The 13,468-nt window shown below is 64.1% G+C and carries 12 protein-coding genes; 4 read left to right on the forward strand and 8 right to left on the reverse strand.

Annotated elements, in window-relative coordinates:
• Positions 1 to 5: 5 nt before the first annotated feature.
• Complete coding sequence (gene ligD / locus ABX298_RS23605) at positions 6 to 2,498, reverse strand: DNA ligase D (RefSeq protein ID WP_367393727.1); 2,493 nt, start codon at positions 2,496 to 2,498, stop codon at positions 6 to 8.
• Positions 2,499 to 2,626: 128 nt separating this feature from the next.
• Here ligD and ABX298_RS23610 point away from each other — a divergent pair, with 128 nt between their 5' ends.
• Both ABX298_RS23610 and ABX298_RS23615 read left to right on the forward strand, forming a co-directional pair.
• Positions 2,627 to 3,091 (forward strand): phosphotransferase system, HPr-related protein, encoded by a 465-nt coding sequence (locus tag ABX298_RS23610; protein ID WP_084785182.1) that lies wholly within the window; start codon positions 2,627 to 2,629, stop codon positions 3,089 to 3,091.
• A complete protein-coding gene (locus tag ABX298_RS23615) occupies positions 3,088 to 3,312 on the forward strand; it encodes a metallothionein (RefSeq protein ID WP_025339091.1) in 225 nt (74 codons plus the stop codon). Before ABX298_RS23610 ends, ABX298_RS23615 begins: the two co-directional genes overlap by 4 nt.
• A gap of 333 nt (positions 3,313 to 3,645) precedes the next feature.
• Here the strand turns inward: ABX298_RS23615 and ABX298_RS23620 are convergent, their stop codons facing one another.
• Genes ABX298_RS23620 through ABX298_RS23640 form a run of 5 tightly spaced genes read right to left on the reverse strand, consistent with a single transcriptional unit; the run spans position 3,646 to position 7,954 of the window.
• Entirely contained in the window at positions 3,646 to 4,074 is a 429-nt protein-coding gene (locus ABX298_RS23620; protein WP_137163914.1) for a hypothetical protein, read from the reverse strand.
• Positions 4,075 to 4,108: 34 nt separating this feature from the next.
• The gene (locus ABX298_RS23625; RefSeq protein ID WP_025339093.1) at positions 4,109 to 5,056 is read right to left on the reverse strand and encodes a lysylphosphatidylglycerol synthase domain-containing protein; all 948 of its coding nucleotides are present in this window, start codon (positions 5,054 to 5,056) and stop codon (positions 4,109 to 4,111) included.
• Positions 5,056 to 6,258 (reverse strand): cardiolipin synthase ClsB, encoded by a 1,203-nt coding sequence (gene clsB / locus ABX298_RS23630; protein ID WP_075045223.1) that lies wholly within the window; start codon positions 6,256 to 6,258, stop codon positions 5,056 to 5,058. The genes ABX298_RS23625 and clsB overlap by 1 nt, the downstream gene beginning before the upstream one ends.
• Positions 6,255 to 7,040 carry an endonuclease/exonuclease/phosphatase family protein gene (locus tag ABX298_RS23635; protein WP_085692591.1) on the reverse strand — a complete coding sequence of 262 codons (786 nt, stop codon included), beginning with the start codon at positions 7,038 to 7,040 and terminating at the stop codon, positions 6,255 to 6,257. Before ABX298_RS23635 ends, clsB begins: the two co-directional genes overlap by 4 nt.
• Positions 7,037 to 7,954, reverse strand: coding sequence for a DUF72 domain-containing protein (locus ABX298_RS23640; protein WP_084785183.1), 918 nt, complete (start codon positions 7,952 to 7,954; stop codon positions 7,037 to 7,039). The genes ABX298_RS23635 and ABX298_RS23640 overlap by 4 nt, the downstream gene beginning before the upstream one ends.
• Positions 7,955 to 8,120: 166 nt before the next feature.
• Here ABX298_RS23640 and ABX298_RS23645 point away from each other — a divergent pair, with 166 nt between their 5' ends.
• Both ABX298_RS23645 and ABX298_RS23650 read left to right on the forward strand, forming a co-directional pair.
• Positions 8,121 to 8,495 carry a low affinity iron permease family protein gene (locus ABX298_RS23645; RefSeq protein ID WP_025339097.1) on the forward strand — a complete coding sequence of 125 codons (375 nt, stop codon included), beginning with the start codon at positions 8,121 to 8,123 and terminating at the stop codon, positions 8,493 to 8,495.
• Positions 8,496 to 8,517: 22 nt separating this feature from the next.
• Entirely contained in the window at positions 8,518 to 9,069 is a 552-nt protein-coding gene (locus ABX298_RS23650; protein ID WP_084785184.1) for an ATP-dependent Clp protease proteolytic subunit, read from the forward strand.
• Positions 9,070 to 9,177: 108 nt separating this feature from the next.
• Here the strand turns inward: ABX298_RS23650 and ABX298_RS23655 are convergent, their stop codons facing one another.
• A complete protein-coding gene (locus ABX298_RS23655) occupies positions 9,178 to 9,576 on the reverse strand; it encodes an NUDIX hydrolase (RefSeq protein WP_075045227.1) in 399 nt (132 codons plus the stop codon).
• Between the two features lie 81 nt (positions 9,577 to 9,657).
• Positions 9,658 to 13,440: a CheR family methyltransferase gene (locus ABX298_RS23660; protein ID WP_367393728.1), complete on the reverse strand. Its 3,783-nt coding sequence runs from the start codon at positions 13,438 to 13,440 to the stop codon at positions 9,658 to 9,660.
• Between the last annotated feature and the right edge of the window lie 28 nt (positions 13,441 to 13,468).

The following is a 13,468-nucleotide window of genomic DNA, read 5'->3' on the forward strand; positions in this document are numbered from 1 at the left end:
CGTCATCAGGCCAGCCCTAACTGCTTGCGCATGCCCACGGTGATCGATTGCCTTGTCTTGCCATACTCCGCCCAGGGGTCGTCCGCCTCGCCCAGGCGTTCAAGCACGTTGCCGATGTTCCACTGGTTGGCGCCCTTGAGTTGCGGCAGTTCCTCGCGCCAGATCGGCACGGATACTGGCAGGCCTTCGCGGGCGCGCAGGGTATAGGCGCAGGCGGTGGTCGCGCCCTTGCCGTTGCGCAGGTAGTCGATGAAGATGCGCCCGATGCGATTCTTGGGCCCGGACACGGCACTGAGCCTGTCGGGGAACAGCCTGGCCAGGTAATCGACGATGCCGTGGCTGAACGCCTTGACTTCATCCCAGCTGGCCCGCCGGGTCAGGGGCACGACCAGGTGCATGCCTTTGCCGCCACTGGTCTTTAGAAACACCTTCAAGCCCAGTTCATCCAGCAGCGTCAGGGCCAGTTGGGTCGCTTCGAGCATGGCCTTCCACGGCAGCGCCGGGTCCGGGTCGAGGTCGAGGACGAAGCGGTCGGGCTTGTCGAAGTCCTTGTCGGTGGCGTTCCAGGTGTGCAGCTCGATCATGTTCATCTGCACGGCACCCAGCAAGGTGTCGGCGCGGTTGACGACCATTGCCGCCTGGCCGGCCTCGGCCTTGTCGTAGCTGAGCACGTTGGGCAGATGCAGTTGGCCGGCGTTCTTCTGGAAGAACAGCTCCCCGGCCAGGCCATCCGGCGCGCGCACCAGCGCCACCGGGCGGTGCTCGAGCTGGGGCAGTATCCACTGGCTGACGGCGGCGTAGTACTCGGCGACCTCACGCTTGGTAACGCCGCTGGTGGCGTCGACCACCCGCTCGGGGTGGGTCAGGCGCAGCTCGCCCAAGGCCTCGGGGGCCTTGGCCTGCTTGCGCTTGGGCAGGGTCTTGGCGGGCATGCTGCGCTCCAGGTCGATGGCGGTAGCCGGTTTGTCATCGCGCAGGCCGTGAAACACCGAGTGGCGCACGATGCCGTCACGGGTCATCTGGGCATAGGCGACTTCGGCCAGCAGTTGCGGTTTCAGCCAGTGCACGCCCCGGGCTTCGGCCCCGGTAGGCGGGTTGGGCAGGGCCGGCCTGGCGATTTCCAACGGTTTCAGCCGGGCATGGATGCTGGCCAGCGTGGTTGCACTGAAGCCGGTGCCGACCTTGCCGGCATAGCGCAACTCGCCGCTGTCGTTGTCGTGCAAGGCCAGCAGCAGGGCGCCGAAACCGCTGCGGCTGCCTTTGGGGTCGGTGTAGCCGACGATCACGAACTCCTGGCGCTGCTTGCACTTGAGCTTGATCCAGTCGGGGCTGCGGCGGCCGCTGTAGGGGCTGTCGACGCGCTTTCCGATCAGGCCTTCGAGTTGCAGCCGGCAGGCGCTGTCGAGCAGGGATTCGACGGGCTGGTCAAAGTCGGCGGAGTACTTGAGCACGTCCGATTCGTTGTGTTCCAGCAACTGCTGCAAAGTGTTTCGCCGGTCCTGCAGCGGTAACTGACGCAGGTCCTGGCCACCCAGGAAGGGCAAATCGAACAGGTAATAGGTGATGTGCTCGTCATGCTCGGTGTCGAAAGCGTTCTGCAGCGCCTGGAAGTCCGCCGTGCCGTCTTCGCCAGCCACCACCACCTCGCCATCGAGCCAGGCCGAATCGAGGCCCAGCGCACGCAAGGCGGCAACCTGCCTGGGCATCTTGCCGCTCCAGTCATGGCCATTGCGGGTGAACAGGCGCACGTCATCACCGTCGATGCGGGCAAGGATGCGGTAACCGTCGAACTTCACCTCGTAACGCCAGTCGCCACTGGGCGGGGAGTCGACCAAGGTCGCCAGTTGTGGCTGCAGCTGTGCCGGCAACGGCACCTTCCGGCCTTTGCTGGCGGTTTTGCGACGTGGCGCGGCGGCCTTTTTTGCTGCCGGCTTGCGCGGTACCAGCGTGCGGTCGCTGAGCACGCTGTCGGGCTGGGCGTCGACGATGCTGTAGTCGGCTTCGCTGCGCGCCTGGCTGTCGTGCGACTTGACCAGCATCCACTGCTCCTTCTTGCCGGCCAGGTGGGTGCGGAACAGGTTCCATACACCGCCGAGCTTTTCGCCTTGCAGGCGAAAACGCAGTTTGCCCTTGGCATAGGCCTCACGCGCATCGCCTTCGGGCTCCCAGATGCCCCGGTCCCAGACGATCACGTCGCCCGCGCCGTAATGGCCTTCGGGGATATGGCCTTCGAAGTCGGCGTAGTCCAGCGGGTGGTCCTCCACGTGCACGGCCAGGCGGCGCACCTTGGGGTCCAGCGACGGCCCTTTGGGGATGGCCCAGCTTTTCAGCGTGCCATCGAGCTCCAGGCGGAAGTCGTAGTGCAGGTGGCTGGCATCGTGCTTCTGGATGCAGAACTGCAGCGCGTGGGCCCGCTTGCCACGGCTGCGCTTGCCGCTGGGCTCGGGCGTGGCATTGAAGTCGCGCTTGCGCGCATATTCCTGCAGGGGCTTGGCCATGGCGGGCTCCGGGCGGTTCGCAGTCTCTAATCTCGGAGGCAGCGGCCCGGGCGGTAGTTCAAAAAAACTCTGAATCTTCCAGCAGCAGCTGCAGTCGACCGAATGAAGCCACCTGACGGAGAACGCACATGGCCCGAGCAGATGAACCGAAGCCGTATACCCCCACTGAAATCGACGACACCGAAGACCGCATGGGCAGCGTGCATGAACTGGACTTCGACGAGCGCCTGGATGAACGCGAGGGGCGTGTGGGTGACGAGCGACCGGCCGCGGACGTGGCCCGCGAGTTCCCACCGCGGCGCGTGGCCGAAAGCGGCATGACCGGCGGCGAGGCGTTGAGCGACAGCCTGCACGAGGACAATGTCACCTACGACGACCTGAGCCCGGACACCTTGCTGGACGAAACCGGCGCCCGCGACCCGCATGAACCCGGTGGCAGCGGCGGCCCTGCAGACAAGACCCTGAGGCGGGTAGAGGCCAACGAGATTGGCGGCGGCATAGGCCTGGACGAAGCCGAACTGGCCCGCTCCGCGCCGCTGGATGGAGAGCCGTGGAGCGATGATGTGATCGATGACGAGGAGAGCAAGCCATGAACGAGGTACGTTGTGCCTGTGCGCATTGTTCCTGCACCGTGGATGCCAATGCCTTGCAGCTCGAAGGCAAGGTGTATTGCTGCGAGGCCTGTGCCAGCGGGCATCGCAATGGCGAGCCGTGCCGGATGCCTGATTGCCACTGTGGCGAAAAGACCGGGGAAAGCGCGGTGGACAATGCGCTGGACGAGACCTTCCCGGCGAGTGACCCGATTTCGCCCTGAAGCCTGAAGGGCCTCGCGGCCAGGACATCATTATTTGATGCAACTGCCGTGGATGCCTGTTCTGGCCCTATCGCCGGCAAGCCAGCTCCCACACCGACCGCATTGACTTCAAGGGCTGTGCTGTCGCACAGATAACTGAATTCGAAAGCGATCCTCGTACTCTGTGGGAGCGGCTTTAGCCGCGAAGAATCCAACGCGGTGCATGGCACCGGCTGCGCCGGTGTTCGCGGCTAAAGCCGCTCCCACAGGGTCCCTGCTAATTCAATGAGTTATATGCAGTTCTATGAGAGCTGGCTTGCCGGCGATAGGGCCAGAGCAGGCAATACAGTTGGCTCAGTGAGTCTGCCAGATGCCGTTGCTACGCTCGCAATCGGTGCGGGCCTGGCCCAGGCTGGGGGTGTCGTAGTAGTAGGTGATCACCCGCGCATCCTTGGGCAACGCCGGCTTGTCACCGCCAGCTGCCTTGGGGTTGGCCAATGCCTCCTGGGTCAACGGCGCGATGCAACTGCCAACGCTGCCATCCGCACAACGCGCAACCTTGTGCTTTTCGCTGTTGAGCATGTCCTTGCTCTCGTTGCTGCATGACCAGTTGATCGCTTCGGCGGGCAGGTTGCTGTAGCTGTAGCAGCTGTGCCGCTCCACCGGCGTTACCGCCTCGCTGGAGGAGCGGGTGAGCACATTGCAGGCTTCGGCCAGGACCTGGCCGCTGACCAGGCTCGCCACCATCAGTATCAACATCGGCTTCAAGACAGCGCCACGCATTTGCCACCTCCCGGGCCAATGGCCCTCGATAGGTCTAGGCAGGCTTGTCGCGCCGGCGCATGGCCTTGGCGCGTTTCTCCAGGATCAGGTAGGTAAGCACCGCCAGCAACAGCGGCACCAGGTAGTACAGCGTGCGGTAACCCAGCAGGGCCGCCACCAGTGTGCCTTGGGCAAGCTGCCCATGCAGCAGGGCCAGGAACACCGTTTCCAGCACACCCAGGCCGGCCGGGATATGCGCGACCACACCAGCCACGCAACTGATCAGCAGGATGCCAAGTATCGACGGGTAGAAGGCTTCGCCAGGCAGCAACCAGAAGATAAGCAGTGCCATCAGCGCCCAGTTGCTGGCACCCAGTACTACCTGGCACAGCGCCAGGCGCAGCGACGGCAGCGTTACCTCATGGTCACGCCAGCGCCAGGTGCGCTTTTTGGCGAAACCACAGGCCAGCAGGTAGCCTGCGGCAATCGCCAGCAATACTACGCCGATCAGTTGCAGACCGCTGGCGCCGACCGCCCAGTTGGCAGGCAGCTCGACCAGGCGCAAGGCGAACACCGTGCCAGCCAGCAGCATGTAACCCATCCAGTTGGTCAGCAGGCCCAGGGTGAGGATGCGCGTGATGGTCGCCGTGTCCAGGCCCAGGCGGCTGTACAGCCGGTAGCGCAAGGCAACGCCACCCACCCAGGTGGTGAAATTGAGGTTGAAGGCGTAGCACACGAAGGCAACCGGCAAAACCTGGCGGGCCGGCAGGTGGTGGCCGGTGTAGGCCCGGGCCAGCAGGTCGTAGCTGGCGAACGTCAGGTAGCTGCACCCGGCCAGCACCAGGCCGATGGCCAGGGTGCCAGGCTTGTAGGCCAGCAACGATTGGCGCACTTCGTTCCAGTCCAGGTTGCGCGCCAGCAGGTACAGCAGCGCAGGGATCAGGATCAGGAATGCCAGGGTGAACAGCCGCTTGCCCCAGATTTGCCAGTGTTTTCGCGCCATCAGGTCTTGCCCTCGTGATAGTCAACCTGTGCCTCGGCCTCCGGCTGCACCGAGCGCAGGTGCTGACGGTGCGCCGGGAACCAACCGGCAATCCGCGGGAAATGGCGGATCACGTGGAAACACACGAAAATCAGCGGTGCCCGCCACCAGTAGCCGCGAACCATGCGTTCCAGGGTGACCGGCTTGCATTGTTCGCGGGCCAGCGCCTGCAGGTGCTGGTTGAGCTGCTGGTTGAAGGCGCGGTCACGGATGAACAGGTTGGCTTCAAGGTTGAACGACAGGCTGAGCGGGTCCAGGTTGCTGGAGCCGACCGTGGCCCACTCATCATCCACCAGCGCCACCTTGCCGTGCAGCGGCCGTTGGCAATACTCGTGAATGGCCACACCGTCGCGCAGCAGGTAGTTGTACAGCAGTCGCGACAGCGCCCGTACCCAGCGCATGTCTGGCTGGCCCTGCAGGATCAGCCGGACCTCCACGCCGCGCCGGGACGCATTGCGCAATTCACGCATCAGCCGGTAGCCCGGGAAGAAATACGCATTGGCCACCACGATGCGCCGCCGGGCACTGCGAAACGCCTGCAGGTAGTGGGCTTCGATATCGGTGCTGCGCACCTTGTTGTCGCGCTCGACCAGCACGGCGGTGCAGGTACCGGCAGGCTCGGTCAATGGCCTTACCGCGCTGGGCGGCTGCAGCACCGGTGACATCAGGCGCTTGCTGGAGGCATGAACCTGTGCCACCACAGGGCCGACGACCTCCACGGCATAGTCCTGCTTGGCCATGGGACCAAAGTCGCCCAAATGGTCGGCGCTGTAGTTGATGCCGCCAATGAAGGCCCGCTCGCCATCGACCACCACGATCTTGCGGTGCAGGCGCCGGAACAGGTTGGTACGCATGCCCACCAGCCGCGGCTGCGGGTCGAAGGCGTGGAAACTGACCCCGGCATCGGTCATGGCCGCAATGAAGGAGTCGGGCAGGTCGGCCGTGCCGTACCCATCCACGGCCACTTCGACACGCACGCCGCGGCGGGCGGCATCGATCAACACCTGCTGCAATTGCTGGCCAACCTTGTCATCGAAGATGATGAAGGTCTCCAGCAGGATTTCCTCCCGTGCCTGGCTCATGGCCTCGAACACGCGGGGGTAGTATTGCTCGCCATTGATCAGCAACTGCACGCTGTTGCCGTCTACCCAGGGTCGGTTCACAGTTTGATCTCCGAAGCCAGAGGGGCGTGGTCGGAAAGGTGCGACCACGGGTACTTGGACAGCACCTGGGCCGTGCCGGGCATGGCGTTGCGCAGGTAGATGCGGTCCAGGCGCAACAGCGGCAGGCGCGCCGGGAAACTGCGTGCCGGGGTGCCGAAATGCTCGCCGAACGCTTCCACCAGGTGTTCGCACAGCACCGCGTCGGCCTTCAGCCGCCAATCGTTGAAATCGCCGGCAACGATCACCGGGGCCTTGGGCGGCAGGCTGCCTAGCAGGTCCAGCAGCAGCTTCACCTGGCGTTGCCGGTGGGCCTCGCGCAAGCCCAGGTGCACGCACACCGCATGCACCTGGTCATGGCCAGGCACTTCCAGCTGGCAATGCAACAGGCCGCGCTGCTCGTTGCCCTGCACCGAGACGTCCAGGTTGTCGAAGCGGCTGATGGGGAATTTCGACAGCAGCGCGTTGCCGTGGTCGCCATGGGGGTATACGGCATTGCGGCCGTAGGCGAACTGCGGCCACATGCTGTCGGCCAGGAACTCGTACTGTGGCGTATCCGGCCAGGCCGGGTGGCGCAGGGCATGCTGCTGGTGGCTGCCGTGCACTTCCTGCAGGAACACCAGGTCGGCGCCGGTGGCGCGCACGGCTTCGCGCAACTCGGGCAGGATGAAGCGCCGGTTGAAGAAGGTAAAGCCCTTGTGCACGTTCAACGTCAGTACATTCAGCCGACGCACGGCGGTGATCTTGTCGATGATGCAGTGCGGGGCAGGCAAGGTCCTGTTCACAGGGTCACCTCCGGCACCACGCCAGGCTCGGTCATCAGCTCATGGTCCAGCGACAGCTTCTGCAACAGGCGCCGGGCGTCATAAGGCGCATGGACTTTCTGGTCGTTGTCGAAATAGCAGTAGACGTCACGGGCGGCGCGCCGCGGTGGCGGCCCTGGCACCACCAGCTGGGCATCGTCGGCCTGGCGGCCCTGGCTCCAGTGCTGGATGCGCTGCTTCCAGCGCCGCAGCGCCTGGGCGGTATAGCCACTGCTGTACAGCTCGACATCGCCATGCAGGCGCATGTACACGAAGTCGGCGGTAAGGTCCTCGACATAGGGCCATTTACCGGCACTGTCGGCCACTACCAGCGCTACCCGGTGCTTGCGCAGCAGCTTGATGAAGGCTTCGCACAAAAAGCTTTCGTTGCGGATTTCCACCGCGTGACGCAGCCGTGCGTTGCCCTTGATATCGGTGCTGCCGTTGTCCTTCAGGCGTTGCGCACACCCCTGCGCGCATTCACGGGCATCCTTGCGGCTGTGCGGCAGCAGTTCGAGAAAGCGGGCGAAGCGGGCCTCGTCGAACTTCATGTTCGGCGGAAACTGCCACAGGAACGGGCCCAGCTTCTTGCCGAGCAGCAGCGGCCCGGAGGCGAAGAAATTGGCCACGGCCTCTTCGATATCCTTCAGCCGCCGTACATGGGTGATGTAGCGCGGGGCTTTTACCGCGAACACGAACCCAGGCGGCGTTTCGTCATGCCAGCCCTGGTAGCGTTCGGGTGTTTGCAGGCTGTAGAACGAGCCGTTGATTTCAATGCTGTTGACCGCTCGCGAAGCGAACGCCAGTTCGTCGTCCTGGGGTAGGCCCTTCGGGTAGAAATCCTTGCGCCACGGGCCGTAGCGCCAACCGGAGATGCCGATGCGGATATCGCTCACGCTGCCTTCCTCATTGCCGGGTCCTTGTTCGGTCACTCTGAAAGTGCGACCGATCAACAACGGCCAGGGTTCAGCACGGTTGACCAACGGAAAAGGCTGATGCTGCGTGGAACTTTGCGGGCCGCGGCGTTTCCACCGCATACCTGCTACGAGGAAGGGCGCCAGGATGAAATTCGACCGTTTCGCCCAATGGCTGGCCAATTGGGCCGGCCGCCCGCTGACCTTCGGCATCGCCTGCCTGCTGATCCTGATCTGGGCAGTGACCGGGCCGCTGTTCGGCTTCAACGACACCTGGCAACTGGTGATCAACACTTCGACCACCATCATCACCTTCCTCATGGTGTTCCTGATCCAGAACACCCAGAACCGCGACAACGACGAACTGCACATCAAGATCGATGAGCTGTTGCGCACCACCCAACAGGCGCACAAGGCGCTGCTGGACCTGGAAGACATGGACCCGGCCGAGCTGCATGCCCTGCGCAAGCAGTACCGGCAGATGGCCGGGCAGGGTGACGATGCGCAGAAACCCAAGGAATGACCTGCCAACCCTGGAGGCAAGCATGGCCAGACATATCGTCCACTTCACCGGGCCTATCAATTCATCCACCTGCGGCAACCTGATCAACACCTGTTCGCGGGCGTTGCAGCAGGGGGCCGAAGTCCTGCAACTGAACATCGCCACCATGGGCGGCGAGTGCAGCTACGGGTTTACCTTGTACAACTTCCTGCGGGCGTTACCGGTCGAGGTGCATACCCACAACCTCGGCACGGTGGAATCCATGGGCAACATCCTGTTCCTGGCCGGGGATCGGCGCACTGCATGCAGTTACAGCAAGTTCCTGTTTCATCCGTTCCACTGGACCTTGCATGGCTCGGTCGACCACTCCCGCATGGCCGAGTATGCGATGAGCCTGGACTATGACCTGCGGCTGTATGCACAGATCGTCGCCGAGCGGACCGAAGGCGCGGACGAGGTGCTGGATGTGCCGCGGTATCTGATGGCCTACCCGCGGATACTCGGGCCACGGGAGGCATTGGCGAACGGGATGATCCATGCCATTGACGAGATGCCGATCGAGGTGGAGGCGTGTCAGTGGAGCGTGCATGCCTAGCGGATTCCTGTGCCGGCCTCTTCGCGGGTGAACCCGCTCCCACAGGTTCGGTGGAATGCCTGTGGGAGCGGGTTCACCCGCGAAAGGGCCGGCACAGGTGAAGAAGGTCTACCTCACTGACGCTGCCGTAGCCCGGTCACAGGCCAGCAACGAGCGGATCAGCAGCTTGATCTCGTCCTTGAGCATGGGCACCTGGTCCGGGTGAGCGAACCGGCAATCGACAATTTCATGCTGCGCCTTGGGATGCGGGGCGTCGGCGAACTCCGCCTCGAACACATAGTGCATGCGCTCTGCCGCTTCATGACGCATCAACAGGGTCAGCGATTCTGCCTGCAACCCGGTTTCCTCAAGCAATTCACGCTCCGCTGCTTGCACCGGCGTCTCGCCGGGCTCTATCTTGCCGCCGGGCAGGGTCCAGGCGGCGTTGGGCTTTCTCACCCACAACCATTTATGGGTTTGTTTGCCATGCCGGCAGATGATGGTGGCGCGATGCTTGACTGGCTTCATTCAGGCTCCTGGGCGAATCCCTCATTCCATGAAGATTCGGCCCCAGGCAGCAATGAACGTTGCGTTTAAAGCGACCAACGGTCAGTAAGGCACCGAGCCGCTCAGCGCCTCGATGGCTTCCACCAGCTCGTCATAGCCCACCGGCTTGCTCAGGTGCCGGTCGAAGCCCGACTGGCGCGACTTGTACTGGTCGGCGCTGGCGCCATAACCGGTCAGGGCGATGGCCGGGGTATGGCGCAGGTGCACGTAGCCACGCAGGGCCTTGATCAACGCATGGCCGTCCATGATCGGCATGCCGATATCGGACAGGATGATGTCGTATTCCTCACCCGCAGCGGCGTCCAGGGCCTCACGTGGCTTGCTGAAGGCATTGACAGTGGCGCTCTCCATTTCCAGCAGCTCCTGCATCACCGCCAGCACCTCTACGGAGTCATCCACCAGCAACACGCGAATTCCGTTCAGGCGGCCTTCGCTCGGCGGCTCCGAGCCCTGCGTATGCTGCTGGAGCTGCGTTTCGCAAAGGGGCAGGGTGACCGTGAAGGTGCAGCCCAGGCCAAGCCCCGCTGATGTGGCGAGGACGGTACCGCCATGGGCCTCGACCAGTTGCCGTACCAGCGACAGGCCGATGCCCAGGCCTTCGCGGCTGTGGCTGGCATGTTGCGGCGCAGCCTGGCTGAACAGGTCGAAGATATGCTCGAGGCTGTCGTGGCTCAGGCCCACGCCATGGTCGATCACCTGCAGGCGGGCATGGTCCTCGTCGTGGCTCAGCACCAGGCGTATGTCATTGCCCGCCGGGCTGAACTTCAGCGCGTTGTTGAGCAGGTTCCAGATGATCTGCTCCAGGCGGGTAACGTCACCCTCGATCATCACCGGCAGGTTGTCGGCGGGCAGCTCCAGGCGAACTGTGCAGGGATGTTGCTCGCTGACTACCACGCCATGGATGCCCTGCAGGACGGCAAGCAGGTCCACAGGCTCGGTCTTGAGTTTGAGTTTGCCGGTGCGAATGCGCGCCACATCCAGCAGGTCGTCGATGATCCGCGCCTGGCTGGTTACCGCATCGCAAATGGTACCGACGGCTTTGCTCGCTGCACTGATATTCCGCAGCGAGGGCAGGCGGCGCAGGATTTCGGCATTGAGCTGGATCAGGTTGAGCGGGTGCTTGAGTTCATGAGACATGACGGCGAAGAATTCGTCCTTCATGTGGCTGGTGCTCTGCGTCTCGGCCAGCTGCTTGCTCAGGCGCTCTTCGCCCAGGCGCACGCGCTCTTCGGCGGCATGGCTGCTGCTGATGTCGATGAAGGTCAGCACCGTGCCGTCGATTTTCTGCTCGCTGGAGCGATAGGGCAGCAGGCGCGCCAGGTACCAGTGATCGCCCTGGCCGCCGATTTCACGCTCGATGATGGCCTCGCCCTGGGCCACGGCGCGGGCATCGTCGGCCAGCGCCGGGTAATCCAGGCGGTGGGTGATGTCGAGCAGGGAACGGCCGGTATCGACCGGCAGCATATTGAACAGGTCGGTGGCCCGCGGGGTGAACCAGCGGATATGCAGGTTGCGGTCGACGAACACCGTGGCGATCTCGGTGCAGGCGATCAGGTTGCTGAGGTAGTCGTTGACCTTGTCGGTTTCCTCGACCTTGTTCTTCAGCTCGTAGTTGACCGTGAGCAGTTCCTCGTTGATCGACTGCAGCTCTTCCTTGCTGGTTTCCAGTTCTTCGCTGGCCGAACGCAACTCCTCGTTGATGGCCTGCATCTCTTCGTTGGAGGCCGTCAGCTCCTCGCTGGAGACCTCTGACTGCTCGATGGTTTCCTGCAGTTGCAGGCGAGTGCGCTGCAGTTCGCGTTCGAGGTTGTGCAGCACCATGCTGTCGGTCTGGCGGATGACGCCGGGTAACGGCAGGGACGGGTCGGGCGCGCGTTCCTCGAATACCACCAGCAGGCAATCGCTGGCGCTGAGGTCGTCCTTGTACGGCTGCACGGTGATCTCCACCTGCAGTTTGCCCATGGTTTCCGCCAGGTCGACAGGGCGCGAGGTCACCGCCTCGGTCCCCTGACGCGCCTGGAACAAGGTGCTGCGCAGGGCCAGGCGCAGGGGCGGCAGCACCAGGTTGAGCAGGCTGCGGCTCGGTTCGCCACCGGCCACTTGCAGGAAACGCCCTACGCCTTCGCTCATGTGCAGGATATTGCCATCGATATCGACGATCAGGCTGGGCGGCATGCGACGCGCCAGGGCGCGGTAGTGCAGGTCGGCGAACGATGGCTTGCGCCCCGGCTTGGCCTTGGCCAGCGCGCCCTGGGGCAGGCTGGCGGCCGAAGTGCCGGGCAGCTGACGGCCGGAACGGCGGCCGGTATTGCTGGCATCGAGTGCGCGGAAAATGCGGTTGCGCTTGTCCACCGGGGCGAACAGTTCACTGGCCATGTCGGCCGACTCGGACGACCCGAGGAACAGGTAGCCACCCGGGCGCAGGGCGAAGTGGAACATCTGCAGGATGTCACGCTGCACCTCACGGTCCAGGTAGATCAGCAGGTTGCGGCAGACAATCAGGTCGATCTGCGAGAACGGTGGGTCCGACAGCAGGTTATGCCGGGCGAACAGCACCTTCTCGCGCACCTCTTTGCGCACCCGGTAATGCTGGTCTTCCTTGAGGAAGAACTGGCGCAGCCGGCTGGGCGGCACGTCGGTAACGATCGCTTCAGGGTAGGAGCCACTGCGGGCGATGCCGATGGCGCGTTCGTCTAGGTCGGTGGCGAACACCTGTACCTTGTGCGAGCGCTGCTCCAGTGCCAGCTGCTCGCAAACCAGCATGGCCAGACTGTACGCCTCTTCGCCGGTGGAGCAGCCGGCCGACCACACGCGTATCTCGTCCGCGCCCTCGGCCGGGTCGCGTTCGCAGGTCAGCTGCGGCAGCACATGGCGCTCCAGGGCTTCGAAGGCTTCGCGGTCGCGGAAGAAATTGGTCACGCCAATCAGCATGTCGGCCAGCAACGCCCGGGATTCCGCGGGGTGCTGTTCCAGGTAATGCAGGTAGGCCGCCAGGTCTGCCTGGCCGGTCACATGCAGGCGGCGCTCGATGCGCCGCAGCACCGTGGCGCGCTTGTAGTGCTGGAAGTCGTGGCCGGTATTGCTGCGCAATTGCAGCAGGATCTCTTCGAGCATCGGCTCGCTGGCCTGGGCATCGCCGGCACGGGTGCCCAAGGCCGGTGGCAGGGTGTCGTCCTCGATTTCCGGGAGCCGGACCTGGCGGGCATTGCGCCATAGCTCCAGCAGCTTCTGCGGCATTTCTGCCGCCGGCAGCACCAGGTCGACCATGCCGGTCTCGATGGCGGCGCGGGGCATGCTGTCGTACTGGGCGTCGTCCGGGTTTTGCGCCAAGGTCACGCCGCCTTGCTCCTTGATCCGTGAAAGGCCCACGGCGCCATCGGCACCGGTACCGGACAACACCACGCAGAAGGCGTGGTCCTTGTGCACGTCAGCCAGGTCACGGAAGAACAGGTCGATGGCCACGTGGTCGCCACGGCGCCGGTTGGCCGGGGTCACGCGCAGGTAGCCATCGTTGGTGGACAGGCGATTGGCCGGTGAAATCACGTAGATGTGGTTGCGCTCGATGGGCACCGGCTCGGTCACCTGGCGCACCGGCATTTGCGTGGTCTCCTGGATGATGCGGTCGGCGACGCTCTGGTGGTCGGGGGACAGGTGCAGGACCACGACGAAGGCCATGCCACAATCGCTGGGCATTTGCCGGAACAGCGTACAGATCGCTTCCAGGCCACCTGCCGATGCACCGATGCCCACCACCGGGAAATCCAGGTGGCTGGGGCTGAGCGCCGGGTTCTGGGGCGAGGCAGGTTGCTTGGGGGACGACTTCATGGACGGAGCCTTGTGCAGACCGGAACGT

Source organism: Pseudomonas sp. X4, from assembly GCF_040784925.1.
GTDB lineage: Bacteria > Pseudomonadota > Gammaproteobacteria > Pseudomonadales > Pseudomonadaceae > Aquipseudomonas > Aquipseudomonas putida_Z.

Bases quoted from the DNA above. Each gene is read 5' to 3' on its own strand.
- ligD (WP_367393727.1), bottom strand. From the start codon at position 2,498: ATGGCCAAGCCCCTGCAGGAATATGCGCGCAAGCGCGACTTCAATGCC.
- ABX298_RS23610 (WP_084785182.1), top strand. From the start codon at position 2,627: ATGGCCCGAGCAGATGAACCGAAGCCGTATACCCCCACTGAAATCGAC.
- ABX298_RS23615 (WP_025339091.1), top strand. From the start codon at position 3,088: ATGAACGAGGTACGTTGTGCCTGTGCGCATTGTTCCTGCACCGTGGAT.
- ABX298_RS23620 (WP_137163914.1), bottom strand. From the start codon at position 4,074: ATGCGTGGCGCTGTCTTGAAGCCGATGTTGATACTGATGGTGGCGAGC.
- ABX298_RS23625 (WP_025339093.1), bottom strand. From the start codon at position 5,056: ATGGCGCGAAAACACTGGCAAATCTGGGGCAAGCGGCTGTTCACCCTG.
- ABX298_RS23645 (WP_025339097.1), top strand. From the start codon at position 8,121: ATGAAATTCGACCGTTTCGCCCAATGGCTGGCCAATTGGGCCGGCCGC.
- ABX298_RS23650 (WP_084785184.1), top strand. From the start codon at position 8,518: ATGGCCAGACATATCGTCCACTTCACCGGGCCTATCAATTCATCCACC.
- ABX298_RS23655 (WP_075045227.1), bottom strand. From the start codon at position 9,576: ATGAAGCCAGTCAAGCATCGCGCCACCATCATCTGCCGGCATGGCAAA.
- ABX298_RS23660 (WP_367393728.1), bottom strand. From the start codon at position 13,440: ATGAAGTCGTCCCCCAAGCAACCTGCCTCGCCCCAGAACCCGGCGCTC.